Origin of the sequence: Variovorax sp. V116, assembly GCF_041154435.1 — a bacterium.
In the GTDB taxonomy this organism is placed as follows: Bacteria; Pseudomonadota; Gammaproteobacteria; order Burkholderiales; family Burkholderiaceae_C; genus Variovorax; species Variovorax paradoxus.
This window is the reverse complement of sequence record NZ_AP028661.1, coordinates 424,633-447,624: the sequence shown is the minus strand read 5'-3', so window position 1 is coordinate 447,624 and position 22,992 is coordinate 424,633. Positions and strand designations below refer to the sequence as shown.

Here is a 22,992-nt window from a genome sequence, read left to right as displayed (position 1 = left end):
ATGATGACCATGATGAAGAAGAACGCCGTCCTTCGCCTCCCTCCGCGCCTGGCCGCCTGCGCCGGCCTCGCGCTGCTGCTGCTTGCGGGCTGCAGCGCCCTGCCCGACAAGCCCGCGCGCGCCACGCTGTACGACTTCGGACCCGGGCCGGCCGCATCGGCCCCAGCCGCCAACCCGCCCGCGGCCGCGCTGCCCACGCTCGCGCTGGCCGAGATCGAGAGCAACACGCGGCTCGACAGCACGCAGATCCTCTACCGGCTCGGCTATGCCGATGCCAACGAGCTGCGCCCCTACGGCCAGTCGCGCTGGAGCCTGGCGCCGGCGCAGCTGCTGCGCCAGCGGCTGCGCGACGCGCTCGCCGAGCGGCGCACCGTGCTCGGCCCGGAAGAAAGCGCGACCATTGCGCGCGCCGAGGGCAAGGTGCCCGACACGCTGCGCATCTCGCTCGACGAGTTCAGCCACTACTTCGAATCGGCCAGCAGCAGCGCCGGCCTGGTGCGCCTGCGCGCCACGCTGATCCGCGGCACCACCGGCGGCGACCGCGTGCTGGGCCAGCGCAGCTTCACCGTGCGCCGCCCCGCGCCGAGCGCCGATGCACCCGGCGGCGTCAAGGCGCTGGCCGCGGCCACCGATGCGGCCGTGGCCGAGGTCGTGCAGTGGGTGGACCAGCTGCCGCGGCAGTAAGCTCGGCTCGAAGCGCTTTTTTCACCAACGGAGGAGACCCACCATGAACGCCACACGCATCATCGGCATCCTGCTCATCGTCGCGGGCATCGCGGGCCTCGGCCTCGGCGGCTTCAGCTTCACGAAGGAAACGCACCAGGCCAAGCTGGGGCCGCTGGAGTTCTCGGTGAAGGAAAAGCAGCAGGTCAACTTCCCGGCCTGGGCCAGCGTGGCCGCCATCGTTGTGGGCGGGGCGCTGGTGCTGCTGGGGGGCAAGAAGGGCTGAGCGCGAGCCCTCAGCCGCCGATCCCCGCCAGGAGCCGCGGCAGAAGAACCTCCGCCGCGCCGCGCAGGACCACCGCAGCCGCCGCGTCCAGCTGCGGCAGCGGCTCCATGTTGAGCGTGATCAGCCGCGCGCCGCGCGACATCGCCAGCTGCGGCAGCTCGGCCGCCGGGTAGACCACCGCCGTGCTGCCGACCACCATGAACACGTCCGATTCCTGCGCCGCCACCTGGGCGTCGTGCAGCACGCCTGGGTTCAGCATCTCGCCGAACATCACGACGTCGGGCCGGGCGCGCGAGGCGCAGCGCATGCAGCGGTGAAAGGGCCAGGGCCCGCGGCGGTTGCCGCAGTGGTCGCAGCGCCAGCGGCGCAGCGAGCCGTGCAGTTCGAGCACGTCCAGCCCGCCCGCGATCGAGAGCAGGCCGTCGACGTTCTGCGTGACGAGCCGCGTGGCGGGGCGCAGCCGCTGCAGCAGTGCGAGCGCCGCATGGCCGGGGTTCGGCTGCGCGGCCTCGACGGTGGAAAGCCGCCGGGCCCAGAAGCGGGTGAATCCCCTGGGGTCGCGCTGCAGGTCTTCGGCATGGGAGAACTGCAGCGCGTTCTGGTTCATCCAGAGGCCGTCGGCGTCGCGGTAGGTCGAAATGCCCGAGGCCTTGGACAGCCCCGCGCCCGACAGCACGGCGATGCGCCGGGCGGCGCCCAGGAGGGCAATGGCGGATTCGACGGGCGATGTGGAAGATGAAGCGGTGCCCAGGCTGCTCATGGATCCAGCGGTGCGGAAGCCTTTCTTCCGCCAGACGTTGCGCCCAGCCGCGCGGACACCGTGCCCGCGCAGGCCTTGAGCGCGCGTGCGATTTCGCCGTCCCAGGCGGTGTCGAAGATGGCGGCCGGGCCGATGGCCGTGACCGACAGCACGATGGCGCCCGTGTGGTCGAACACCGGCGCCGCCATGGCGCTCACGCCCTCGATCACCTCGCCTTCGGAGCGGCTGATGCCGTGCGCGCGCACTTCCTGCAGTTGGCGTTCGAATTCGCTCCACGAAGGCAGCGGCGGCTGCGGCGGCATGCCGGCCACGGGCGGCTCTTCGCCGGCCTTGCGCTGCTTCTGGCGCTGGCGCTCGGCGTCGAGCAGCTGCCGCACCGCATCGGCCTGCAGGTAGGCGGCAAAGACCCGGCCCGAGGCCGTGTTGGTGAGCGAGAACACCGTGCCGTGACGCATGTTCACGTGCACCGGCGACGGCGATTCGGCCGTGCGCACGATGGTGGCGCCGCGCGCGCCCCAGACCGCGAGCGCCACCGTGTGGCCGATGCGCTGCGCCACCTCGGCGATCAGCGGCGTCGCAATGTGCACCGGGTCGGCCTGCTGCAGGCTGATGAGCCCCAGTTGCAAGGCCAGCGGGCCGAGCAGATAGTGGCCGCTGGCGCGGTCCTGCTCGATCAGGCCGAGCCGCCCGAAGCTCACCATGTACGGATGGGCCTTGGCGGCCGTCATGTCGGCTTCGCGCGCCAGGTCTTTCAGCGCCATCGGCCGGCCGTGGTGCACCAGCGCGCGCAGCAGCTGGCCACCCACTTCGATGCTCTGGATGCCGCGCTGGGCGGCGCGGTCGTTGTCATTGGCTGCCATGGCCCGCCTTGGCGTCTGGTTGTTCGTTCATGAAGAAGGGATTAGACATGAACTGATCTCGGGCTTACACTCCAGGAATTCGTTAACCGCAAATTCATTTGCTTTAGACGAATCAAATTTCGATCCACCCGACGGAGACACACGATGAGCCAAGCCAAGAAGTTCGCCAGCCAGGCCGACATGGAAGAGAAGAAGATCACCTTCAGCCAGATCTCGGAACACGCCTGGGCCTACACGGCCGAGGGCGACCCCAACACCGGCATCGTGATCGGCGACGATTGCGTGCTGGTGGCCGACACCCAGGCCACGCCGGCCATGGCGGCCGACGTGGTGCGCCGCATCCGCGAAGTGACCGACAAGCCGATCAAGTACGTGGTGCTCACGCACTACCACGCGGTGCGCGTGCTGGGCGCGGCCGGCTACGGTGCCGAGCACATCCTGGCCAGCCAGGACACGCGCGACCTGATCGTGGAGCGCGGCGAAGCCGACAAGGCCAGCGAGATCGGCCGCTTCCCGCGCCTGTTCCAGAACGTCGAGACGGTGCCGCCGGGCCTGACCTGGCCCACCATGACCTTCACCGGCAAGATGACGCTGTGGCTCGGCAAGCTCGAGGTGCAGCTGATCCAGCTGGGCCGCGGCCACACCAAGGGCGACACCGTCGTCTGGCTGCCCGGGGAGCGCACGCTGCTGTCGGGCGACCTGGTCGAGTTCGGCGCCACGCCGTATGCGGGCGACGCCTACTTCCAGGACTGGCCGCAGACGCTGGACAACATCGCCGCGCTCAAGCCCGCCGCGCTGGTGCCCGGCCGCGGCGCCGCGCTCACCACGCCGGCCGAAGTGGCCGAGGGCCTGGCCGGCACGCGCAACTTCATCTCCGACGTGTACGCGAGCGTGCAGGAAGGCGTGAAGGCCGGGCGCGACCTGAACACGGTCTACAAGGACACCTACGCCAAGCTCAAGCCCAAGTACAGCCAGTGGGTGATCTTCGACCACTGCATGCCCTTCGACGTGAGCCGCGCGTACGACGAGGCCTCGGGCCATGCCGATCCGCGCGTGTGGACGGCCGAGCGGGACATCGAGATGTGGAAGGCACTCGAGGGCTGACCGGTTTTGCTCCCTCCCCTCCCGGGGGAGGGCTGGGGTGGGGGCACGCGGCGCCCGCAACGAGCGCAGTCAGCCCCCATCCCAGCCTTCCCCCGGAGGGGGAAGGAGCAAAGCAATACAAAGACACGGAGACAACACGTGATCGACTATCAAAGCCTGCGCTTCGACTACAGGCGCCATGCCGACCAGGACGCGTCCAAGCCCGCCCGCCACCCGGTGGTGATCGTCGGTGCCGGCCCGGTCGGCCTCACGCTGGCCATCGACCTGGCGCTGCGCCAGGTGCCGGTGGTTCTGCTCGACAACGACAACACCCTGTCCAGCGGCTCGCGCGCGATCTGCTTTGCCAAGCGCACGCTCGAAGTGTTCGACCGCCTCGGCTGCGGCGACCGCATGGTCGACAAGGGCGTGTCGTGGCACGTGGGCAAGGTGTTCTTCCACGGCGAGCAGGTCTACCGCTTCGACCTGCTGCCCGAACCCGGCCACGAGCGCCCGGCCTTCATCAACCTGCAGCAGTACTACGTCGAGGGCTACCTCGTCGAGCGCGCCGCCACCCTGCCGCTGATCGACCTGCGCTGGAACCACAAGGTCACGGGCATCGAGCCGCGCGATGACGGCGCGCTGCTGACCATCGAAACACCCGAAGGCAACTACCAGCTGGCCGCCGATTACGTCGGCGCCTGCGACGGCTCGCGCTCCAACCTGCGGCAGCTGATGGGCCTCGAAGCCAAGGGCCGCACTTTCCGCGACCGCTTCTTGATCGCCGACATCACGATGGATGCCCAGCTTCCGACGGAGCGGCGCTTCTGGTTCGACCCGCCGTTCCACCCCGGCCAGAGCGTGCTGCTGCACAAGCAGGCCGACGGCATGTGGCGCGTCGACTTCCAGCTCGGCTGGGACGCCGACCCGGTGGAAGAGCGCAAGCCCGAGAACATCATGCCGCGCGTGCGCGCGCTGCTCGACAGCATCGGCTTCGATGGCGTGCAGTTCCAGATCGGCTGGGCCAGCGTCTACACCTTCGCCTGCCAGCGCATGGAGCGCTTCCGCCACGGCCGCGTGCTGTTCGCGGGCGACTCGGCGCATGGCGTGTCGCCCTTCGGCGCGCGCGGCGCCAACTCGGGCGTGCAGGACGCCGACAACCTCGCCTGGAAGCTCGCGGCCGTGCTCCATGGCGAGGCGCCCGACGCGCTGCTCGACAGCTATGCCAGCGAACGCGAATACGCGGCCGACGAGAACATCCGCCACTCCACGCGCGCCACCGACTTCATCACGCCCAAGAGCGAAGTGAGCCGGCTGTTCCGCGACGCGGTGCTGGAGCTCACCAAGCGCCACGCCTTCGCGCGCACGCTGGTCAACAGCGGGCGGCTCTCGCTGCCCGCGGTGCTGCGCGATTCGCCGCTCAACACGCCCGATACCGATGTGTTTGCGGGTGCGATGGTGCCCGGTGCCGCGGCGGCCGATGCGCCCATCGTGCGCGCCGACGGCAGCAGCGGCTGGCTGCTGCGCGAATGCCATGTGGCGCAGTTCACGGCGCTGCTGTTCGGCAAGGACGAAGCGGCCGAGCGCAGCCTGCAGGCGCTGAAGGCCTGCGACCTTCCGCTGCACGTGGTGCGCGTGGAAGGCGCGACGCCCGCAGGCGAGCTCGCCGTGCAGCGCTACGACGTGCAGCCCGGCACCGTCTACCTGCTGCGGCCCGACCAGCATGTGTGCGCGCGCTGGCGGCAACCCACGGCAGAAAACATCCGCGCAGCCATCGGCCGCGCACTGGCCAAGGCATGAGGACCCCCATGCAACAACAACTGATCACCGCACCGAACCTCGAAGCGCCCGACGATTTCTACGAGGCGCTGATCGAGGCGCACCAGGGGCTTTCCACCGAGGAGAGCCACGCCTTCAATGCGCGGCTCGTGCTTGTGCTGGCCAACCACATCGGCTCGCTGGCCGTGCTGCGCGAGGCCTTCGAGGCCGCGCGCGGCAGCTGAACACGGGCCGGCTCTCGCCCTGATTTTCGAAAGAGAACACCATGACCAACCCAACCGCCCATACCGAACGGCGCTACCAGAGCGGCTTCGGCAACGAGTACGCCTCGGAAGCCGTTGCCGGCGCCCTGCCGCAGGGCCGCAACAATCCGCAGCGCGCGCCCTTCGACCTCTACACCGAGCTGCTCTCGGGCACCGCCTTCACCGCGCCGCGCCATGAGAACCGCCGCAGCTGGCTGTATCGCCGCCAGCCTTCGGTGGTGTCGGGCCGCTACCAGCCGTATGCGCAGGCGCACTGGACCACCGGCGCCGACCGCGAGATCGCGCTGCCGCCCGAGCCGCTGCGCTGGCATCCGATGCCGCTCGAGGGCGGCGCGGCCGCAGCGGACTTCATCGACGGCATGCACACCATCGCGGCCAACGGCGATGCCGAATCGCAGGTGGGCATCGGCTCGCTGATGTACCTGGCGGGCCGCTCGATGGACCAGCGCGCCTTCGTCAACGCCGACGGCGAGATGCTGGTGGTGCCGCAGCAGGGCCGCCTCGTGATCACCACCGAGCTCGGCGTGCTCGACGTGAAGCCCGGCGAGATCGCGCTGCTGCCGCGCGGCATGGCTTTCAAGGTGGCCTTGCCCGACGGGCTCTCGCGCGGCTATGTCTGCGAGAACTACGGTGCGCACTTCCGCCTGCCCGAGCTCGGCCCGATCGGCTCCAACGGCCTGGCCAACGCGCGCGACTTCCAGGCGCCCGTGGCGGCCTTCGAGGATGACGGCGGCGCCTACGAGCTGGTGAAGAAATTCGGCGGCCGCTTCTGGAAGGCACCGGCCAGGCAGTCGCCCTTCAACGTGGTCGCCTGGCACGGCAACCTGGCGCCGGTGAAGTACGACACGGCCAATTTCATGGTGATCGGCTCGATCAGCTTCGACCATCCCGACCCGTCGATCTTCACCGTGCTGACTTCGCCGAGCGACACGCCCGGCACCGCGAACTGCGACTTCGTGATCTTTCCGCCGCGCTGGATGGTGATGGAGAACACCTTTCGTCCGCCCTGGTTCCACCGCAACCTCATGAGCGAGTTCATGGGCCTTGTGCTCGGCGAATACGACGCCAAGCCGGGCGGCTTCAAGCCCGGCGGCGCGAGCCTGCACAACTGCATGGTGCCGCACGGCCCCGACGAGGAAGCCTTCGACAAGGCCACGCACGCCGACCTGAAGCCGCACAAGCTGGACAACACGCTGGCCTTCATGTTCGAGAGCCGCTACCGGTTCATTCCGACGGACTTCGCGCTCAAGAGCCCCGCGCTCGATACCGATTACGCCGACTGCTGGGCGGGCCTGAAGGACCAGTTCAAGCCATGAAGAACGCATTTGGAATCACGCGCCGCGCGGCCGCCATCGCGCTGCTCGCCGCGCCCCTGCTCGCGGCGCATGCGGCGGAGTTTCCGTCGAAACCCATCCGCTTCATCGTGCCCTACACGCCCGGCGGCACCACCGATCTTGTGGCGCGCACCGTGGGCCAGCAGATCTCGCAGAAGCTGGGCCAGCCGGTGCTGATCGACAACCGCGGCGGCGCGGGCGGCAACATCGGCATGGACGCCGTGGCCAAGGCCGCGCCCGATGGCTACACCATCGGCTTCGGCGCCATTTCGACCAATGCGCTCAACCCGCACATCTACAAGTCGATGGCCTTCGATCCGCGCCGCGACTTCACGGCCATCAGCCTGCTCGGCACCTCGACCATCGTGCTCGAAGTGCCCGCCAGCTCGCCGATCAGGTCGGTGTCCGACCTGGTCGCGGCAGCAAAAAAGAACCCCGGCCTGCCCTACGCCACGGCCGGCGCCGGCACCTCGATGAACCTGGCGGGCGTGATGTTCGCGCAGATGACCGGCACCGAGCTCGTGCACGTGGCCTACAAGGGCAGCGGCCCGGCCATCACCGACATGCTGGGCAACAACATCGGCCTGATGTTCGACAACCTGCCGGCGTCGCTGCCGCACATCCAGGCCGGCAAGCTGCGCGCACTGGCGGTGGCGGGGCCGGCGCGTTCGCCCTCGCTGCCCGATGTGCCGACGATGGCCGAGGCCGGGCTCAAGGGCTATGCGCTGGACCCGTGGTTCGGCGTGTACGGCCCGGCGAACCTGCCGGCGCCCATCGTGAAGGCGCTGAACGAAGCCTTCGTCGAGGCGCTCGCGATGCCCGAGGTGAAGGCCAAGCTGCAGCAGGCCGGCTTCTCGCCGCGCGGCTCGACCGCGCAGGAGCTGGCCACGCTCACGCAAACCGAATACCAGCGCCTGGGCGACGTCGCCAGGAAAGCCGGCATGACCGCCGACTGAACCGAATTTCAACGAAAGACACGCCATGAGCACCACCGCACTGAACGCCACCCACGACCCGAAGCTGCGCAGCTGGGTCGCCTCCGCCAACCAAGCCGGCTGCGACTTCCCGATCCAGAACCTGCCCTTCGGGCGCTTCCGCACGGCCGGCAGCAGCGAGGCTTTCCGCATCGGCGTGGCCATCGGCGACCAGGTGCTGGACCTGAAGGCGGCCGGCCTCGTCGACAGCGACGACATGAATGCGCTGATGAACGCGAGCGTGAAGGAGCGCCAGGCGCTGCGCGCGGCCATCTCCGCGGGCCTGGCCGAAGGCAGCAGCCAGCAGGCGGCCTGGGCCAAGGCACTGCTGCCGCAAGCCAAGGCCGAAATGACCGTGCCCTGCCGCATCGGCGACTACACCGACTTCTACACCGGCATCCACCACGCCACCACCATCGGCAAGCTGTTCCGCCCCGACCAGCCGCTGATGCCCAACTACAAGTGGGTGCCGATCGGCTACCACGGCCGCGCCTCGTCGATCGGCGTGAGCGGGCAGGTCTTCAAGCGGCCGCAGGGCCAGACCAAGGCGCCCGACGCGGCCGAACCCGGCTTCGGCCCCTCGAAGCGGCTCGACTACGAACTGGAGCTGGGCTTCTTCGTCGGCCGCGGCAATGCGCTCGGCGAGCCGATTGCCATCGCCGAGGCCGAGGACCACCTGTTCGGCGTGGCGCTGCTCAACGACTGGTCGGCGCGCGACATCCAGGCCTGGGAGTACCAGCCGCTCGGCCCCTTCCTCTCGAAGAATTTCGCAAGCACGCTGTCGCCGTGGATCGTGACGATGGAGGCGCTGGCGCCGTTCCGCGCCCGCTTCGAGCGGCCCGCGGGAGATCCGCAGCCGCTCGCGTACCTCGATGCGCCCTCGAACCGTGAAAGCGGCGCGCTCGACATCACGCTCGAAGTGCTGCTGCAGACCGCGAAGATGCGCGCCGAAGGCCTGGCGCCCGCGCGCCTCACGCGCGGCAACACCACCGAGGCCGCCTACTGGACCGCCGCGCAGCTGGTCGCGCACCACACGGTGAACGGCTGCAACCTGCAGCCCGGCGACCTGCTGGGCTCGGGCACGCTGTCGGGCCCCCAGCCCGACGAGGCCGGCTCGCTGATCGAGCTCACGCAGGGCGGCAAGCAGCCGATCACGCTGCCCAACGGCGAGAAGCGCACCTTCCTCGAGGACGGAGACACGCTGGTGATCCGCGGCTACTGCGAGCGCGCAGGCGCGGTGCGCATCGGCCTGGGCGAGGTCAGCGGTACGGTGGTGGCCTGACGTTGGTGTTGTCCCCTCTCCCGGAGGGAGAGGGAGCAAGATTCAGGGTGCGGTTGCGGCGGCCGACGCTGCCGGCCAAGCCACTTCGCTGGCCACGCGCGGCTTGCCGATCGGCGCGGTGGCCTTGCCGACCTTGATGGCGGCCATGTCGGCCTCGCTCGGATACTGGTCCATCAGCCAGTAGTCGAACACGCGGCGCGCAATGGGCGCCGCCGCGCCTGCGCCCCAGCCGGCGTTCTCGACGATCACCGCGAGCGCGATCTTCGGATCGTTGACCGGCGCAAAGGCCATGAACAGCGCGTGGTCGCGCTGGTGCTCCTCGAGCGCGCGCGCGTTGTACTTGGTGTTCTGCGCCTGCGTCACGGCCTGCGCGGTACCGGTCTTGCCGGCCGCCTGGTAGCCCGCGCCGGCGAACACGCCGCGCGCGGTGCCGCTGGTGACCACGCTGGTCAGGCCCTCGCGGACCACCGCGACGTTGGCCGCGGTGTAGCCCAGGTTCTCGGCCGGCGGCTGGGGCAGCGGCACCACCTGCCCGCTCACGGTGTTGCGCGTGGCCAGCACGAGGTGCGGCTTGTGCTTGCGGCCACCGTCGGCCACGATGGAGGTGGCCTGCGCGAGCTGCAGCATCGTGAAGGCGTTGTAGCCCTGCCCGATGCCCAGCGAGATGGTCTCGCCCGCATACCACTTCTTCTGCTCGGGCCGCTTGTAGGCGTTGCGCTTCCACTCGGTGCTCGGCAGCACGCCGCGCACCTCGCCGCCCAGGTCGATGCCGGTGATCTGGCCGAAGCCCAGCGGCTTCATGAAGTCGTGGATCAGGTCCACGCCCATTTCATTGGCCAGCGAGTAGTAGTAGATGTTGCTCGACAGCTGGATCGAGCGGCGCATGTCGACGCCGCCGATGTTGCCCTCGGGGCTGCCGAAGCGGTGGCCGCCGAAGTTGAAGTAGCCGGGGTCGTTCACCACCACGTTGGGGCCGCGCTTGCCGGTCTGCAGCGCCGCCAGCGCCATGAAGGGCTTGTAGGTGGAACCGGGCGGATAGGTGCCGCGCAGCGCGCGGTTCAAAAGCGGCTTGTCGAGCGATTCGGTCAGCGCCTGCCAGCTCTCGGTGTCGATGCCTTCGACGAACAGGTTGGGGTCGAAGGTGGGCTTGCTCACGAAGGCCAGCACCTCGCCGGACTTGGGGTCGATGGCCACCAGCGCGCCGCGGCGGTCGCCGAACATGTCTTCCACCAGCTTCTGCAGCTTGATGTCGAGCGACAGCATCACGGTGTTGCCGGGCGTGGCCGGGTGGCTGGCGAGCCGGCGCACCGCGCGGCCGCCGGCCGAGGTTTCCATTTGCTCGACGCCGGTCTGGCCGTGCAGCGTCTTCTCGTAGCTCTGCTCGATGCCGAGCTTGCCGATGTAGTCGGTGCCCTTGTAGTTGGCCTGGTCTTCCTCGTCCCAGTCTTCCATCGCGGTCTTCTCGCGCTGGTTGATGCGGCCGATGTAGCCAAGCACGTGCGAGGCCAGCTCGGCGTGCGGGTAGTTGCGGAACAGCCGGGCCTTGATCTCCACGCCCGGGAAGCGGTAGCGCTGCGCAGCGAAGCGCGCGACCTCCTCGTCGCTCAGGCGGGTGCGGATCGGAATGGAATCGAAGCTGCGCGAGTCTTCCCGCAGGCGCTTGAAGCGGCGGCGGTCGCGCGGCGAGATCTCGAGCACCTGGGTCAGGCTTTCGATGGTCTCCTCGACGTCGCCCACCTTCGAAGGCGTGATCTCCAGCGTGTAGGCCGAATAGTTGGAGGCCAGCACGATGCCGTTGCGGTCGAGGATCAGGCCGCGGTTGGGCACCACGGGCACGATGGCCGTGCGGTTGCTCTCGGCCTGCTCCGCCAGGTCTTCGTGGCGCACCACCTGCAGGTACACCAGCCGCGCGCACAGCAGGCTGAAGGCAAACAGCACCGCCAGGCCGATCACGACCACGCGGCGCTTGAAGCGCGCGAGGTCGGCAGCGACGTTGCGGATTTCGGTCATGGCGGGGAAAGTGCGAGCTTAGGCGCGGGCCGTGGCCATGGCAAATGCGGGCGAATTCACAGCGGCCGGTTCTCGTCGGGGTCGGGCGTGCGAAGCTGCGGTGCGAGCAGCAAGGCGGTGGCCAGCGGCCACAGCGCGGCCTCGATGGCGGGCGAGACCAGCACGCTCCAGCCCGGGAACACGCCGCCGCCGACCAGCCGCGTGATCACCTCGATGAGCTGCGACAGCGCAAAGAGCGGCAGCACCTGCAGCGCCTGCGAGGCCACCGGGTACCACAGCAGGCGCCGGTGGATGGTGATCGCGAAGAAGCCCAGCGTGGTGTAGGACAGCGCATGCTGGCCCAGCATGGACGACTGGTGCACGTCCATGCACAGCCCGAAGACGAAGGCCGCGCCGATGCCCACGCGCATCGGCTGGTGCACGCCCCAGAACACGATGGCCAGCGCGAGCAGGTCGGGCATCCATGCGGCGCGGCCGATCGGGATCATGTTGATGAGCAGCGCCACCACCAGGCTGGCCCACATGAACAGCGGGCTCACGGGCAGCAGGAGCTGCTGTTGTCCGGGACGCTTGATCATCGGGCGCGCTCCGCGGCTTTCTTGTCGGCCTTGTCGGTGGCCTTGTCCGCCTTGGCGGCCGGCTTGGCTTCCGGCTTCTTGCGCACCGCGGCGGCGGGCGCCGGGGCCGGCGGCGCCGAGGGAGCGCCGGTGGGCGCGAGCACCAGCACGTAGCGCGCGGCCGTCACGCGGGCCAGCGGCACGCAGTAGATGCGCGCAAAGGCCGAATCGGCGCGGCGCTCGATGCGCTCGATCTTCGCCACCGGCAGGCCGGGCGGATAGACGCCGTCGACGCCGCTGGTGGACAGCAGGTCGCCCTCCTGCAGGTCGGCATTGGCGGCCATGAAGCGCAGTTCCAGCCCGCCGCCATGCGCCGACGCGTCGCCGAAGGCCACGCTGCGCACGCCGGTGCGGGTGTTCTGCACGGGAATGGAAAGATCGCGGTCGATCACCAGCGTGACCTCGCTCGTGAAGGGCTGCACCTGCGTCACCTGTCCCAGCACGCCGTGCGCGTCGATCACGGGCGAGCCGGGCGCCACGCCCTGCGTGAGGCCCTGGTCGATGACGATCTTGCGCGTGTAGGGGTCGGCCGCGTCGTACAGCACCTCGGCCGCGCGGCCCGGCGCCTGGGTGGTCTGGCGCAGTTCGAGCAGCGCGCGCAGCCGCGCGTTGTCCTGCGCGAGCGTGTCGGCCTGGCTCGCGCGCTCGGCCTGCAGCATGAGCGCCTTGCGCGCCTCGTCCTCGTTGCGCTGGGCCGTCTGCAGGTCTTCGAAATAGCGGCTGCCGCCCATCATCATCTGCACCGGCTTGAGCGCCAGCCACTGCACCGGGTAGAGCACCGCGCCGACGGCCGCGCGCAGCGGCTGCACGAGGTGGAAGCGCGCATCGGCCACCATCAGGAACAGCGAGAGCGCGCCGAAGAAGATCAGCTTGCTGAGCGCCGACTGCCCCTGGTTGAACAGGGGTGGGGCTGTGCGATCGAGCGTGCCCAAGGGCATGGTTCGGACCTGGCTGTGTGCAACGTCAGATGGCAAAAAAGCCGGCCTGCGCAAGCAGAGGCCGGCCGATGATGGCTTACGCCTTTTACTCGCTCGTGAAGATGCTGCCCAGGCGGTCCATGCGTTCCAGCGCAATGCCGCAGCCGCGCACCACGCAGGTCAGCGGGTCTTCGGCCACCAGCACCGGCAGGCCGGTTTCCTCGGCCAGCAGGCGGTCCAGGTCGCGCAAGAGCGCGCCGCCGCCGGTCAGCATCATGCCGCGCTCGGCGATGTCGGCGCCCAGTTCAGGGGGCGTCTGCTCCAGCGCGTTCTTCACGGCCGAGACGATGTTGTTGAGCGGATCGGTCAGGGCTTCCAGCACTTCGTTGCTGCTGATGGTGAAGCTGCGCGGCACGCCTTCGGAGAGGTTGCGGCCCTTGACTTCCATCTCCTTGACCTCGGAGCCCGGGAAGGCCGAGCCGATGTTCTTCTTGATGACCTCGGCCGTCGGCTCGCCGATCAGCATGCCGTAGTTGCGGCGGATGTAGTTGATGATGGCTTCGTCGAAGCGGTCGCCGCCCACGCGCACCGAGCCCTTGTAGACCATGCCGCCCAGGCTGATGACGCCCACTTCGGTGGTGCCGCCGCCGATGTCCACCACCATCGAGCCCGAAGCCTCGCTGACGGGCAGGCCGGCGCCGATGGCCGCGGCCATGGGTTCCTCGATCAGGTAGACCGACGTGGCGCCTGCCGCCTCGGCCGCGTCCTTGATGGCGCGGCGCTCGACCTGGGTGGAGCCGCAGGGCACGCAGATGATGATGCGCGGGCTCGGCGTGAGCAGCGTGCGCGGGTGCACCATCTTGATGAACTGCTTGATCATCTGCTCGGTGATCACGAAGTCGGCAATCACGCCATCCTTCATCGGGCGGATCGCCTCGATGTTGCCGGGCACCTTGCCCAGCATGGCCTTGGCCTCGCGGCCGACGGCCTGGATCACCTTCTTGCCGTGGGGACCGCCTTCGTGGCGGATGGCGACGACCGAGGGCTCGTCCAGCACGATGCCCTTGTTGCGGGCGAAGATCAGGGTGTTGGCGGTGCCGAGGTCAATCGCCAGGTCGGTGGAAAAGTACCGACGGAAAGCTCCAAACATGTGCGGAATCCTCTGGAGCACGCCTGCGCGTCGGCAGGTCGTCGCTCTGTTTTTTGGGTCGTATGACGGGGTGAATTGATCGTTTTTGGCGCAAAAGCCGGCGCGTTCGCGGGGGTTGCGGCAAAGGCGGGATAATACCCGAATCCCCTCTGAATCCCGTGTTAGCACCCTCTCCGGCGTGCGATTACTTCCGGTTTTTTCGACCGGTCCGACCCATGTCACTTTCCGCCTCAGATATTGCACGCATCGCCTCCCTGGCGCGGCTGCAGCTTGCTTCCGACGAAAGCGAGCGCATGCTCAGCCAGATCAACGGCTTCTTTGACCTGGTCGAACGCATGCGTTCGGTCGATACCGCCGGAGTCGAGCCGCTGGCCCATCCGGTGGCCGCTGTCGAGGACATCACGCTGCGCCTGCGCGACGACGTGGCAAGCGAACCCGACAACCGCGAAGCCAACCAGAAGAGCGCCCCGGCCGTCGAAGCCGGCCTGTTCCTCGTGCCGAAGGTGATCGAATGAGCGGCGAATTGCACCAGATGGGCGTGGCTGACCTGGCCAAGGCATTGGCCGAGCGCAAGGTTTCGGCCGTCGAGGCCTCGCAGGTCTTCCTGGGCCGCATGAAGGCCCACGAATCGCTCGGCACCTTCGTCGACGTGAACGAAGACGTCACGCTGGCCCAGGCCCGCGCGGCCGACGCGCTCATTGCCAAGGGCAACGCGCCGGCGCTGGCCGGCGTGCCGATCGCGCACAAGGACATCTTCGTCACCACCGATTTCGCCACCACCGCCGGCTCCAAGATGCTCGCGGGCTACCGCTCGCCCTTCGACGCCACCGTGGTGCGCCGCCTGGCCGAGGCCGGCGCGGTCACGCTGGGCAAGCTCAGCTGCGACGAATTCGCGATGGGCTCGGCCAACGAGAACGTCGCCGTGCCCGCCGTGGGCCACGACAAGGCCGTGCCGGTGCAGAACCCGTGGAACCGCGAGCGCATTCCGGGCGGCTCCTCGGGCGCCAGCGCGGCGGCCGTGGCGGCGCGCCTGGCCCCTGCGGCCACCGGCACCGACACCGGCGGCTCGATCCGCCAGCCGGCCTCGTTCTGCGGCATCACCGGCATCAAGCCGACCTACGGCCGCGCCTCGCGCTACGGCATGGTGGCCTTCGCATCGAGCCTCGACCAGGCCGGCCCGATGGCCCGCTCGGCCGAAGACTGCGCGCTGCTGCTGTCGGCCTTCTGCGGCCCCGACCTGGACCGCGACTCGACCTCGCTCGACAAGCCCGCCGAAGACTTCGGCCGTTCGCTCGGCGATTCGCTCGAAGGCCTGCGCATCGGCGTGCCGAAGGAGTTCTTCGGCGAAGGCGTGGCACCCGGCGTGCGCGCGGCCATCGATGCGGCCCTTGTGCAGTACGAGAAGCTCGGCGCCAAGCGCGTCGAGGTGTCGCTGCCGCTCACCGAGCTGTCGATTCCCGTGTACTACATCCTGGCCGCGGCCGAAGCCTCGAGCAACCTGAGCCGCTTCGACGGCGTCAAGTTCGGCCACCGCGCCAAGCAGTACAAGGACCTGGCCGAGATGTACGAGCGCACGCGCGCCGAAGGCTTCGGCGACGAGGTGAAGCGCCGCATCATGATCGGCACCTACGTGCTGAGCCACGGCTACTACGACGCCTACTACCTGCAGGCGCAGAAGGTGCGCCGCATGATCGCCGACGACTTCCAGCAGGCCTTCAGGCAGTGCGACCTGATCGCCGGCCCGGCCGCGCCGACCACCGCCTGGAAGATCGGCGAGCACGGCGGCGATCCGGTGGCCGACTACCTGGCCGACATCTTCACGCTGCCTGCCTCGCTGGCCGGCCTGCCGGGCATGAGCGTGCCCGCGGGCTTCGACGCCGGCATGCCCGTCGGCCTGCAGCTGATCGGCAACTACTTCGGCGAAGCGAAGCTGCTGAACGCAGCCCACCGCTTCCAGCAAGCCACCGACTGGCACATGCGCACGCCGGAGGGCTTTTGAAATGAGCGAACCCGTGAACACTTTCGAAGCACAGCAAGAAGGCCGCCCGACCGGCCCGCTGGTGCGCGGCTATGAAGTCATCATCGGCTTCGAGACGCACGCGCAACTCTCGACCGCGAGCAAGATCTTCAGCCGCGCCTCCACCGCTTTCGGCGCCGAGCCCAACACGCAGGCCTGCGCGGTCGACCTCGCGCTGCCCGGCACGCTGCCCGTGATGAACAAGGGCGCGGTCGAACGCGCCATCAAGCTGGGCCTGGCGCTCGGCTCGCACATCGCGCCGCGCAGCGTGTTCGCGCGCAAGAACTATTTCTACCCCGACCTGCCCAAGGGCTACCAGATCAGCCAGTACGAGATCCCGGTGGTGCAGGGCGGCGCGGTCTCTTTCTTCCTTGGCGAAGAAAAGAAGACCGTGCGCCTGGTGCGCGCCCACCTCGAGGAAGACGCGGGCAAGTCGCTGCACGAGAACTTCATCGGCCAGAGCGGCATCGACCTGAACCGCGCCGGCACGCCGCTGCTGGAGATCGTGACCGAGCCCGACATGCGCTCCACCGCCGAGGCCGTGGCCTATGCGCGCGAGCTGCACAAGATCGTCACCTGGATCGGCATCTGCGACGGCAACATGCAGGAAGGGAACTTCCGCTGCGACGCCAACGTGTCGGTGCGCAAGCCCGGCGAGAAGCTCGGCACGCGGCGCGAGATCAAGAACCTGAACAGCTTCAAGTTCATGCAGCAGGCGATCGACTACGAGATCAACTCGCAGATCAACGAGCTGGAAGACGGCCGCAAGATCGAGCAGGCCACCGTGCTGTTCGACCCCGACACCGGCGAGACGCGCACCATGCGCACCAAGGAAGACGCGGCCGACTACCGCTACTTTCCCGATCCCGACCTGCCGCCGCTGGCCATCGAGGCCGAGTGGATCGAGCGCGTGCGCGCCACCATGCCCGAGCTGCCGCGCGCCATGGCCGAGCGCTATGTGCGCGACCACGGCATGTCCGAATACGACGCGGCGCAGCTCACGCAGAGCCCGGCGCTCGCGCGCTACTTCGACGACGCGGTGAAGGCCGGCGCGACGCCCAAGCTCGCGAGCAACTGGATCACCGGCGAGATGGCGCGCCGCCTGAACGCGCAGGAGATCGGCATCGAGGCCGCGCCCGTCACGGCGCAGCAGCTGGCGCAGCTGGTCGGGCGCATTGCCGACGGCACGCTGCCCAACAACGCCGCGCGCCAGGTGTTCGACGCGCTCTGGACCGGCGAAGGCAGCGATGTCGACGCCATCATCGAGGCCAAGGACCTGAAGCCCATGAGCGACACCGGCGCGCTCGACAAGATCCTGGACGAGGTGATCGCCAAGAACGCAAAGAACGTCGAGGAATACCGCGGCGGCAAGGAAAAGGCGCTCAACGGCCTCGTGGGCCAGGTGATGAAGGCCAGCGGCGGCAAGGCGAACCCGGCGCAGGTGACCGAGCTGCTGAAAGCAAAATTGGGCTGAGCCTCAGCGCTTGATACCGCCGTTCTGGGGGGACCAGAGCTGCTTCAAGCGCGTGCGCTCCTCGTCGAAGCGCGCATTGACGCGCTTCTTCTCGTCTTCCTGCTCGCCGATGAAGCGGTTCTGCACCGCCACGCTCTGCGCGTTGTCCTCGAGCTTGCGGCGCACGGCGCCGGGCGCCTTGCTCACGTCGTGCTTGTAGAACTCGAGCTCCTCGTCGATCTTGTGGCGGTCTTCGGCGAGTTCGGCCAGGCGCTTCTTCGCGGCCTGGATCACCGCGTCGATCTGCACCAGCGCCTCGGCGCGCTCGCGGTCATGCACTTCGGCATTGGGATAGCGCACCAGCAGCGCACGTTCGCGGCGGCGCTCGTCGGTCAGGCGCGCGGCCTGCAGGGCGGCCTCGCGGGCGCGGTCTTCGCGCTCGGCCAGTTCACGGGCGGTGTACGTGGGTTCGATGCGGCGGCGCGTGGTGCCGCTCGGGCTCAGTTCGCGCTGTTCGCGGTCGACGCATTCGGCAATCGGGCGGTCGGCCGTGAGCGTGCGGCCGCGCGCATCGGTGCATGAATAAATGCCCGCGGCCGGCGCCGGTGCGGGCTGCGCCGGGACCGCGCCAGCCCAGAGTGCCATCGGCAACAGCAGCACCCAGGGGGCTGCGAACGGTCGGGCCGCCAGGCCGGGCTTGTGAATGGGCACGGCGTCGATCTCAGTTGGCGCCGTAGCGCGCGCGGTAGGCGAGCACCCGCTCGCGATGCACGCCCAGGTCGGCGGCGGCGCTGCCCGAGAGGTAGTTCAGCAGGTCGTCGAGCGTGGCAATCGCCACCACCTGCAGGCCCAGCTGGTTGCGCACGTACTGCACGGCGCTGTGGTCCACGTCGACGCCGTTCTCGGTGGCTTTTTCCTGCCGGTCGAGTGCAATGGCCACGGCGTGCGGCGTGGCGCCCGCGGCTTCGATGGCGGCAATGGATTCGCGCACCGCGGTGCCGGCCGACATCACGTCGTCGACGATCAGCACGCGGCCCTTGAGCGGCGCGCCCACCAGGTTGCCGCCCTCGCCATGCGCCTTGGCTTCCTTGCGGTTGTAGGCAAAAGGATGGTTGCGGCCGCGCCGGGCCAGTTCGGCCGCCACCGTGGCGCCCAGCGGAATGCCCTTGTAGGCGGGGCCGAAGATCATGTCGAACTCGACGCCGCTCTCGATCAGCCGGTCTGCATAGAATCCGGCGAGCCGCGCGATCTTGGCGCCGTCGTCGAAGAGCCCCGAATTGAAGAAATAAGGGCTCATTCGCCCGGCCTTGGTCTTGAACTCGCCAAAGCGCAGCACCCCTGCGTCGAGGGCGAACTGGACGAAATCCTGCGCCACCGCGCTGCCTTGCACACCATCTACAGCCATCGGAAATTCCTTGTGTTCAAACTGACCAGCCTCAATCTCAATGGCCTGCGTTCGGCCGCCACGAAAGGGGTGGCGGACTGGGTGGCCGAACTTGCGCCGGATTGTATTTGCATGCAGGAGATCCGGGTGCAGGCGAGCGACATCGAAGGCCGTTTCGAGGAAATGGCCGGCCTCAAGGGCCATTTCCATTTCGCCGAGAAAAAAGGCTACGCCGGCACCGCGATCTACACCCGCCACGCGCCGAGCGCCGTGGTGGTGGGCTGGGGCGACGCCGAATTCGACGCCGAGGGCCGGTATCTCGAACTGCGCTTCGACACGCCCCGGCGCAAGCTCTCGATCATCAGCTGCTACTTCCCGAGCGGCAGTTCGGGCGAGGAGCGGCAGGAAGCCAAGTTCCGCTTCCTGAAGGGCTTCTTTCCGCACCTCACCGCGCTCAAGAAGGAGCGCGAATTCATCCTTTGCGGCGACATCAACATCGCCCACAAGGAAATCGACCTCAAGAACTGGCGCGGCAACCAGAAGAACAGCGGCTTCCTGCCGGAAGAGCGCGCCTGGATGACCCGGTTGCTGGACGCCGGCGCCGACGGCGCGGGCCTGGTCGACGTCTACCGCCTGCTCAAGCCCGACACCACGGGCGAGGCCTACACCTGGTGGAGCAACCGCGGCCAGGCCTACGCGAACAACGTGGGATGGCGGCTGGACTACCACCTGGCCACGCCGGCCCTGGGCGCGCTCGCGCGCAGCGAGCAGATCTACAAGACCATCAAGTTCAGCGACCACGCGCCGATCACGGTGGACTACGACTTCACGCTGTAGCCCCGCCGGCCGCTTCAGCGCGGCGCCGCCTTGCCCGCGTGCCGCGCGAGGTGCACCTGGTGCAGCGTGATCTTGCGCACCTCGGCCTGGCTGGTCTCGATGTGCGCGCGCAGCAGCATCGCGGCCTGCTCGCCTCGGTTGGCGCGCACGGCCTTCAAGATCTTGGCGTGCTCTTCATACGTGGCGTCGATGCGCGGCTGCTGGGTGAAGTCGAGCCGGCGGATGATGCGGATGCGGTCCGTCACGTCGCGGTGCACGCGCGCCATCTCGGCGTTGCCCGCCGCGGCCACGAGCGCGCAGTGGAAGGCCTCGTCCCACTGCGCCACCTGCGCGGTGTCGCTGCTGCGCTGGGCCGCGGGCACGAGCCAGATCTCGGCCAGCGCGTCGAGCAGGCTGCGGTCGACGCGGCGGTCGGCTTCGCAGAGGCGGTGCACCGCGGTGGTCTCGAGCACCATGCGCAGGTCGTAGAGCTGCTCGAACTGGTCGAAGTCGAAGGGCAGCACGCGCCAGCCGCTGCGGAACAGCACCTCGACGAAGCCTTCCTGCTGCAGGCGGAACAGCGCCTGCCGCACCGGCGTGCGCGAGACGCCGAGCCGGTCGCTGATCTCGTTCTCGGTGAAGCGGTCGCCGGGCACGAGGATGAAATCGGCCACGTCGCGCTTGAGCTGCGCGTAGACCTCGTCGGCCCGCGTGCGGAAAACGGTGGCGTCGGAAGCGGGGGCGGGCGAAGCGGAGCGGGGTCGGGCGGTAGGCACGTGGGGAATGGTAGTCGCAGTCATTGCCCTTGGCCGAGCACCGCCAGCAGCGCGCTGCTCGGCGCGGTCCAGCCCACGATCGCGCCCTGCGCACGGACCATGTCGAGCGTGGCCGCCTTGAAGGCCGGAAAGTAGCTCTCGGTGCAGTCTTCGAGCAGCAGGCTGTCGTAGCCGCGGTCGTTGGCCTCGCGCATGCTGGTCTGCACGCAGACCTCGGTGGTGACGCCGCCGAACAGCAGGTGCGTGATGCCGCGCGCTTGCAGCAGCTCATGCAGGCCGGTGGCATGGAACGCGCCCTTGCCGGGCTTGTCGACGACGATTTCGCCATCGACGGGCGCCAGCGCATCGATGATCTGGTTGCCCGGTTCGCCCGCGACGAGGATGCGGCCCATCGGCCCTTGGTCGCCGATGCGCAGGCTCGGGTTGCCGCGGTTGCGCTTGGCTGGCGGGCAATCGGAAAGATCCGCCTTGTGCGCCTCCCGCGTGTGCACCACGAGGCCGCCGGCCTCCCGCCATGCCTGCAACGCCGATTTTGTGGCCGGAACGATCGCTTCGAGCAGCGACACATCGTTGCCCAGCGTTTCGCCGAAGCCGCCGGGCTCGATGAAGTCGCGCTGCATGTCGATGAGGACCAGCGCGGTGTTCTTCAGCTCGAAGTCGTAGGGAAAGGGGTTGGCAGTTTCTATGCGCATGCTTGTTCTCGCTGTTTTCCATGCCGGGGCGCGGCGATGGCGCATCGGTGGCAAACACTCCACCGCCGAGCCCGGTGTGTGGTGCGGGGTGGGCGGCCCCTCTGTGCCGCCGAGGAGCGCAGCGTTTCGCGGATCAGGGCTCGCAGCTGTTTGAGCGAAGCGAGTTCTGCGAGACCCCGCGAAACGCGAGCACCGCAGGGGAGCCGCGAAGCGGCCGGCACAGTGGGGCCGACCGCGCCGCACCGCACGCCGGGCGGCCCGCCAACAGCAAGCGGGGCACTCATGCCACAGCCTTCGAAGGCTCATGGTGCCCCCCACCCATGTGCGCCCCGATCACATGCCTCTCTGCCCCCGCAGCCGAAGTCTCGAACACGATCCGCCCTTCGCTCATCACGACGATGCGGTCGGCCAGCTCCAGCAGCTCGTCGAGGTCCTCGCTGATCAGCAGCACCGCGCCGCCCTTCTCGCGCACCTGCACGATGCGCTCGTGGATCTCGGCCACGGCGGCAAAGTCGAGGCCGAACACCGGGTTGGCCGCGATCAGCACATTGATGTCGCCGGCCAGTTCGCGCGCCAGCACCGCGCGCTGCACGTTGCCGCCCGACAGGCTGCGGATCGGCGCGCCCTCGCCCTGCGTCTTCACGCCGTATTCGGCAATCCACTCGCGCGCCCGGTGGCGCCAGAACGGAAAGTTCAGCACGCCGCCGCGCGACAAGGGCGGCCGGTCGAAATCGCGCAGCGCCATGTTCTCGGCCACGCTGAGGTCGCCCACGCAGGCATTGCGCAGCGGCTCCTCGGGCAGGCTGCGGACCTTGAGGCTGCGGTTCTCGGCGCGGCGCGCGCTGTAGGGCTGGCCCATCACGCTCACCTTGCCGGCCAGCCGCGCGCGCTGGCCGACCAGCGCCTCGACCAGTTCGCGCTGGCCGTTGCCCGAGACGCCCGCCACGCCGAGGATCTCGCCCGCGCGCACCGCAAGGCTCAGCCCGTGCAGCGCGAGCGTGCCGCGGTCGCCCTGCGCCTCGAGGCCCTCGACGCGCAAGGCGACGGGTGCCGCATCGGGCACCGGTTTTCTCGCGACGGGCGATGAAGCCGGTACAGGCGCCGAAGCGCCCTCGCCGCCCATCATCGCCTGCGCCAGCTGCGCCGGGTTCGTGTCCGCCACGCGGCAGTGGTGCACCGCCTTGCCGCGGCGCAGCACCGTCACGCTGTCGGCGTACGCCATCACCTCGCGGAACTTGTGCGTGATGATGAGCACCGTGCACAGGCCGCTCTTCGCGAACTCGCGCACATGGCCCAGCACCTCGTCGGCCTCCTGCGGCGTGAGCACCGAGGTCGGTTCGTCGAGGATCAGCAGGCGCGGCTTCAGGTACAGCTGCTTGAGCAGTTCGAGCTTCTGCTTCTCGCCCGCCGCAAGCTCGGAGGGCCGCGCATCGAGGTCGAGGCTGAAGGGCGTGGCCGCAAGAAAATCCCTGAGCTCCGCGCGCTTGGCCTTCCAGTCGATCAGCGCCGGCGTCTTGCCGCCCGCGAGCAGCAGGTTCTCGGCCACCGTCATGCCCGGTGCCAGCGTGAAGTGCTGGTAGACCATGCCGATGCCGAGCACGCGCGCCACGATCGGGTTGGCAATGTCCTGCTCGCGCCCGTCGATCAGGATGCTGCCCTCCTCCGCGCGCTGAAAGCCCGCCACGCATTTCACCAGCGTGCTCTTGCCCGCGCCGTTCTCGCCGAGCAGCGCATGCACCGTGCCGGGCTCCACGCGCATCGTCACGCGGTCCATCGCGGTGAAGGCACCGAAGCGCTTGGTCAGCTCGTAGGTGTCGAGCGCGAGCGCGCCGCTGCCCGCAGGCAGTGCGCCGATGGCGTGGGGCGTGGGGTCGGCCAT

23 protein-coding genes are annotated in these 22,992 nt (G+C 68.9%); 12 read left to right on the top strand and 11 right to left on the bottom strand.

Going from position 1 to position 22,992, the window contains the following annotated elements:
- Nucleotides 1–684, top strand: coding sequence for an ABC-type transport auxiliary lipoprotein family protein (locus ACAM58_RS02120; protein ID WP_012745459.1), 684 nt, complete (start codon nt 1–3; stop codon nt 682–684).
- A 43-nt stretch (nt 685–727) separates the two neighbouring features.
- The gene (locus ACAM58_RS02115) at nt 728–949 is read left to right on the top strand and encodes a hypothetical protein (protein WP_012745458.1); all 222 of its coding nucleotides are present in this window, start codon (nt 728–730) and stop codon (nt 947–949) included.
- A gap of 10 nt (nt 950–959) precedes the next feature.
- On the opposite strand, the gene ACAM58_RS02110 is transcribed toward ACAM58_RS02115, so the two are convergent.
- Both ACAM58_RS02110 and ACAM58_RS02105 read right to left on the bottom strand, forming a co-directional pair.
- Nucleotides 960–1,709, bottom strand: coding sequence for a Sir2 family NAD-dependent protein deacetylase (locus ACAM58_RS02110; protein WP_062363775.1), 750 nt, complete (start codon nt 1,707–1,709; stop codon nt 960–962).
- Nucleotides 1,706–2,569, bottom strand: a complete 864-nt coding sequence (locus ACAM58_RS02105; RefSeq protein ID WP_012745456.1) for an IclR family transcriptional regulator — start codon at nt 2,567–2,569, stop codon at nt 1,706–1,708. The genes ACAM58_RS02110 and ACAM58_RS02105 overlap by 4 nt, the downstream gene beginning before the upstream one ends.
- A gap of 144 nt (nt 2,570–2,713) precedes the next feature.
- Here ACAM58_RS02105 and ACAM58_RS02100 point away from each other — a divergent pair, with 144 nt between their 5' ends.
- The 6 genes from ACAM58_RS02100 (at nt 2,714) to fahA (ending at nt 9,281) form a co-directional block, all read left to right on the top strand.
- The gene (locus ACAM58_RS02100; RefSeq protein WP_012745455.1) at nt 2,714–3,673 is read left to right on the top strand and encodes an MBL fold metallo-hydrolase; all 960 of its coding nucleotides are present in this window, start codon (nt 2,714–2,716) and stop codon (nt 3,671–3,673) included.
- Nucleotides 3,674–3,811: 138 nt separating this feature from the next.
- Entirely contained in the window at nt 3,812–5,449 is a 1,638-nt protein-coding gene (locus tag ACAM58_RS02095) for an FAD-dependent oxidoreductase (protein ID WP_012745454.1), read from the top strand.
- 8 nt (nt 5,450–5,457) lie between these two features.
- Nucleotides 5,458–5,652 carry a DUF2783 domain-containing protein gene (locus tag ACAM58_RS02090; RefSeq protein WP_012745453.1) on the top strand — a complete coding sequence of 65 codons (195 nt, stop codon included), beginning with the start codon at nt 5,458–5,460 and terminating at the stop codon, nt 5,650–5,652.
- Nucleotides 5,653–5,693: 41 nt separating this feature from the next.
- Complete coding sequence (gene hmgA, locus ACAM58_RS02085; protein WP_012745452.1) at nt 5,694–7,007, top strand: homogentisate 1,2-dioxygenase; 1,314 nt, start codon at nt 5,694–5,696, stop codon at nt 7,005–7,007.
- On the top strand, nt 7,004–7,981 hold the full coding sequence (locus ACAM58_RS02080; protein WP_012745451.1) for a tripartite tricarboxylate transporter substrate binding protein: 978 nt from the start codon (nt 7,004–7,006) through the stop codon (nt 7,979–7,981). Before hmgA ends, ACAM58_RS02080 begins: the two co-directional genes overlap by 4 nt.
- 25 nt (nt 7,982–8,006) lie before the next feature.
- Nucleotides 8,007–9,281 (top strand): fumarylacetoacetase, encoded by a 1,275-nt coding sequence (gene fahA / locus ACAM58_RS02075; protein ID WP_012745450.1) that lies wholly within the window; start codon nt 8,007–8,009, stop codon nt 9,279–9,281.
- Between the two features lie 42 nt (nt 9,282–9,323).
- On the opposite strand, the gene mrdA is transcribed toward fahA, so the two are convergent.
- From mrdA to ACAM58_RS02055, 4 genes are all read right to left on the bottom strand, one after another.
- On the bottom strand, nt 9,324–11,291 hold the full coding sequence (gene mrdA, locus ACAM58_RS02070) for a penicillin-binding protein 2 (protein ID WP_369664005.1): 1,968 nt from the start codon (nt 11,289–11,291) through the stop codon (nt 9,324–9,326).
- Nucleotides 11,292–11,347: 56 nt separating this feature from the next.
- The gene (gene mreD, locus ACAM58_RS02065; RefSeq protein ID WP_012745448.1) at nt 11,348–11,869 is read right to left on the bottom strand and encodes a rod shape-determining protein MreD; all 522 of its coding nucleotides are present in this window, start codon (nt 11,867–11,869) and stop codon (nt 11,348–11,350) included.
- Complete coding sequence (gene mreC, locus ACAM58_RS02060; protein ID WP_012745447.1) at nt 11,866–12,846, bottom strand: rod shape-determining protein MreC; 981 nt, start codon at nt 12,844–12,846, stop codon at nt 11,866–11,868. Before mreC ends, mreD begins: the two co-directional genes overlap by 4 nt.
- A gap of 85 nt (nt 12,847–12,931) precedes the next feature.
- On the bottom strand, nt 12,932–13,975 hold the full coding sequence (locus tag ACAM58_RS02055; protein WP_007833435.1) for a rod shape-determining protein: 1,044 nt from the start codon (nt 13,973–13,975) through the stop codon (nt 12,932–12,934).
- 215 nt (nt 13,976–14,190) lie between these two features.
- On the opposite strand from ACAM58_RS02055, the gene gatC reads away from it, so the two are divergent.
- Genes gatC through gatB form a run of 3 tightly spaced genes read left to right on the top strand, consistent with a single transcriptional unit; the run spans nt 14,191 to nt 17,466 of the window.
- Nucleotides 14,191–14,490, top strand: a complete 300-nt coding sequence (gatC, locus tag ACAM58_RS02050; RefSeq protein WP_012745446.1) for an Asp-tRNA(Asn)/Glu-tRNA(Gln) amidotransferase subunit GatC — start codon at nt 14,191–14,193, stop codon at nt 14,488–14,490.
- Nucleotides 14,487–15,974, top strand: coding sequence for an Asp-tRNA(Asn)/Glu-tRNA(Gln) amidotransferase subunit GatA (gene gatA / locus ACAM58_RS02045; RefSeq protein WP_012745445.1), 1,488 nt, complete (start codon nt 14,487–14,489; stop codon nt 15,972–15,974). The genes gatC and gatA overlap by 4 nt, the downstream gene beginning before the upstream one ends.
- A 1-nt stretch (nt 15,975) precedes the next feature.
- The gene (gene gatB / locus ACAM58_RS02040; RefSeq protein ID WP_369664004.1) at nt 15,976–17,466 is read left to right on the top strand and encodes an Asp-tRNA(Asn)/Glu-tRNA(Gln) amidotransferase subunit GatB; all 1,491 of its coding nucleotides are present in this window, start codon (nt 15,976–15,978) and stop codon (nt 17,464–17,466) included.
- A gap of 3 nt (nt 17,467–17,469) precedes the next feature.
- Here gatB and ACAM58_RS02035 read toward each other — a convergent pair whose 3' ends face one another.
- Together ACAM58_RS02035 and pyrE are read right to left on the bottom strand one after the other, a co-directional pair.
- Entirely contained in the window at nt 17,470–18,156 is a 687-nt protein-coding gene (locus ACAM58_RS02035) for a DUF4124 domain-containing protein (protein ID WP_012745443.1), read from the bottom strand.
- 10 nt (nt 18,157–18,166) lie between these two features.
- A complete protein-coding gene (pyrE, locus tag ACAM58_RS02030; RefSeq protein ID WP_012745442.1) occupies nt 18,167–18,850 on the bottom strand; it encodes an orotate phosphoribosyltransferase in 684 nt (227 codons plus the stop codon).
- Between the two features lie 12 nt (nt 18,851–18,862).
- On the opposite strand from pyrE, the gene ACAM58_RS02025 reads away from it, so the two are divergent.
- Nucleotides 18,863–19,666 (top strand): exodeoxyribonuclease III, encoded by an 804-nt coding sequence (locus tag ACAM58_RS02025; RefSeq protein WP_012745441.1) that lies wholly within the window; start codon nt 18,863–18,865, stop codon nt 19,664–19,666.
- Between the two features lie 14 nt (nt 19,667–19,680).
- Here ACAM58_RS02025 and ACAM58_RS02020 read toward each other — a convergent pair whose 3' ends face one another.
- The 3 genes from ACAM58_RS02020 to ACAM58_RS02010 all read right to left on the bottom strand — a co-directional run bounded on the left by ACAM58_RS02020 (nt 19,681) and on the right by ACAM58_RS02010 (nt 22,992).
- Nucleotides 19,681–20,445 carry a GntR family transcriptional regulator gene (locus tag ACAM58_RS02020; protein ID WP_012745440.1) on the bottom strand — a complete coding sequence of 255 codons (765 nt, stop codon included), beginning with the start codon at nt 20,443–20,445 and terminating at the stop codon, nt 19,681–19,683.
- Nucleotides 20,442–21,113: a cysteine hydrolase family protein gene (locus ACAM58_RS02015; RefSeq protein WP_369664003.1), complete on the bottom strand. Its 672-nt coding sequence runs from the start codon at nt 21,111–21,113 to the stop codon at nt 20,442–20,444. The genes ACAM58_RS02020 and ACAM58_RS02015 overlap by 4 nt, the downstream gene beginning before the upstream one ends.
- Nucleotides 21,114–21,393: 280 nt before the next feature.
- A complete protein-coding gene (locus ACAM58_RS02010) occupies nt 21,394–22,992 on the bottom strand; it encodes an ABC transporter ATP-binding protein (RefSeq protein WP_369664002.1) in 1,599 nt (532 codons plus the stop codon).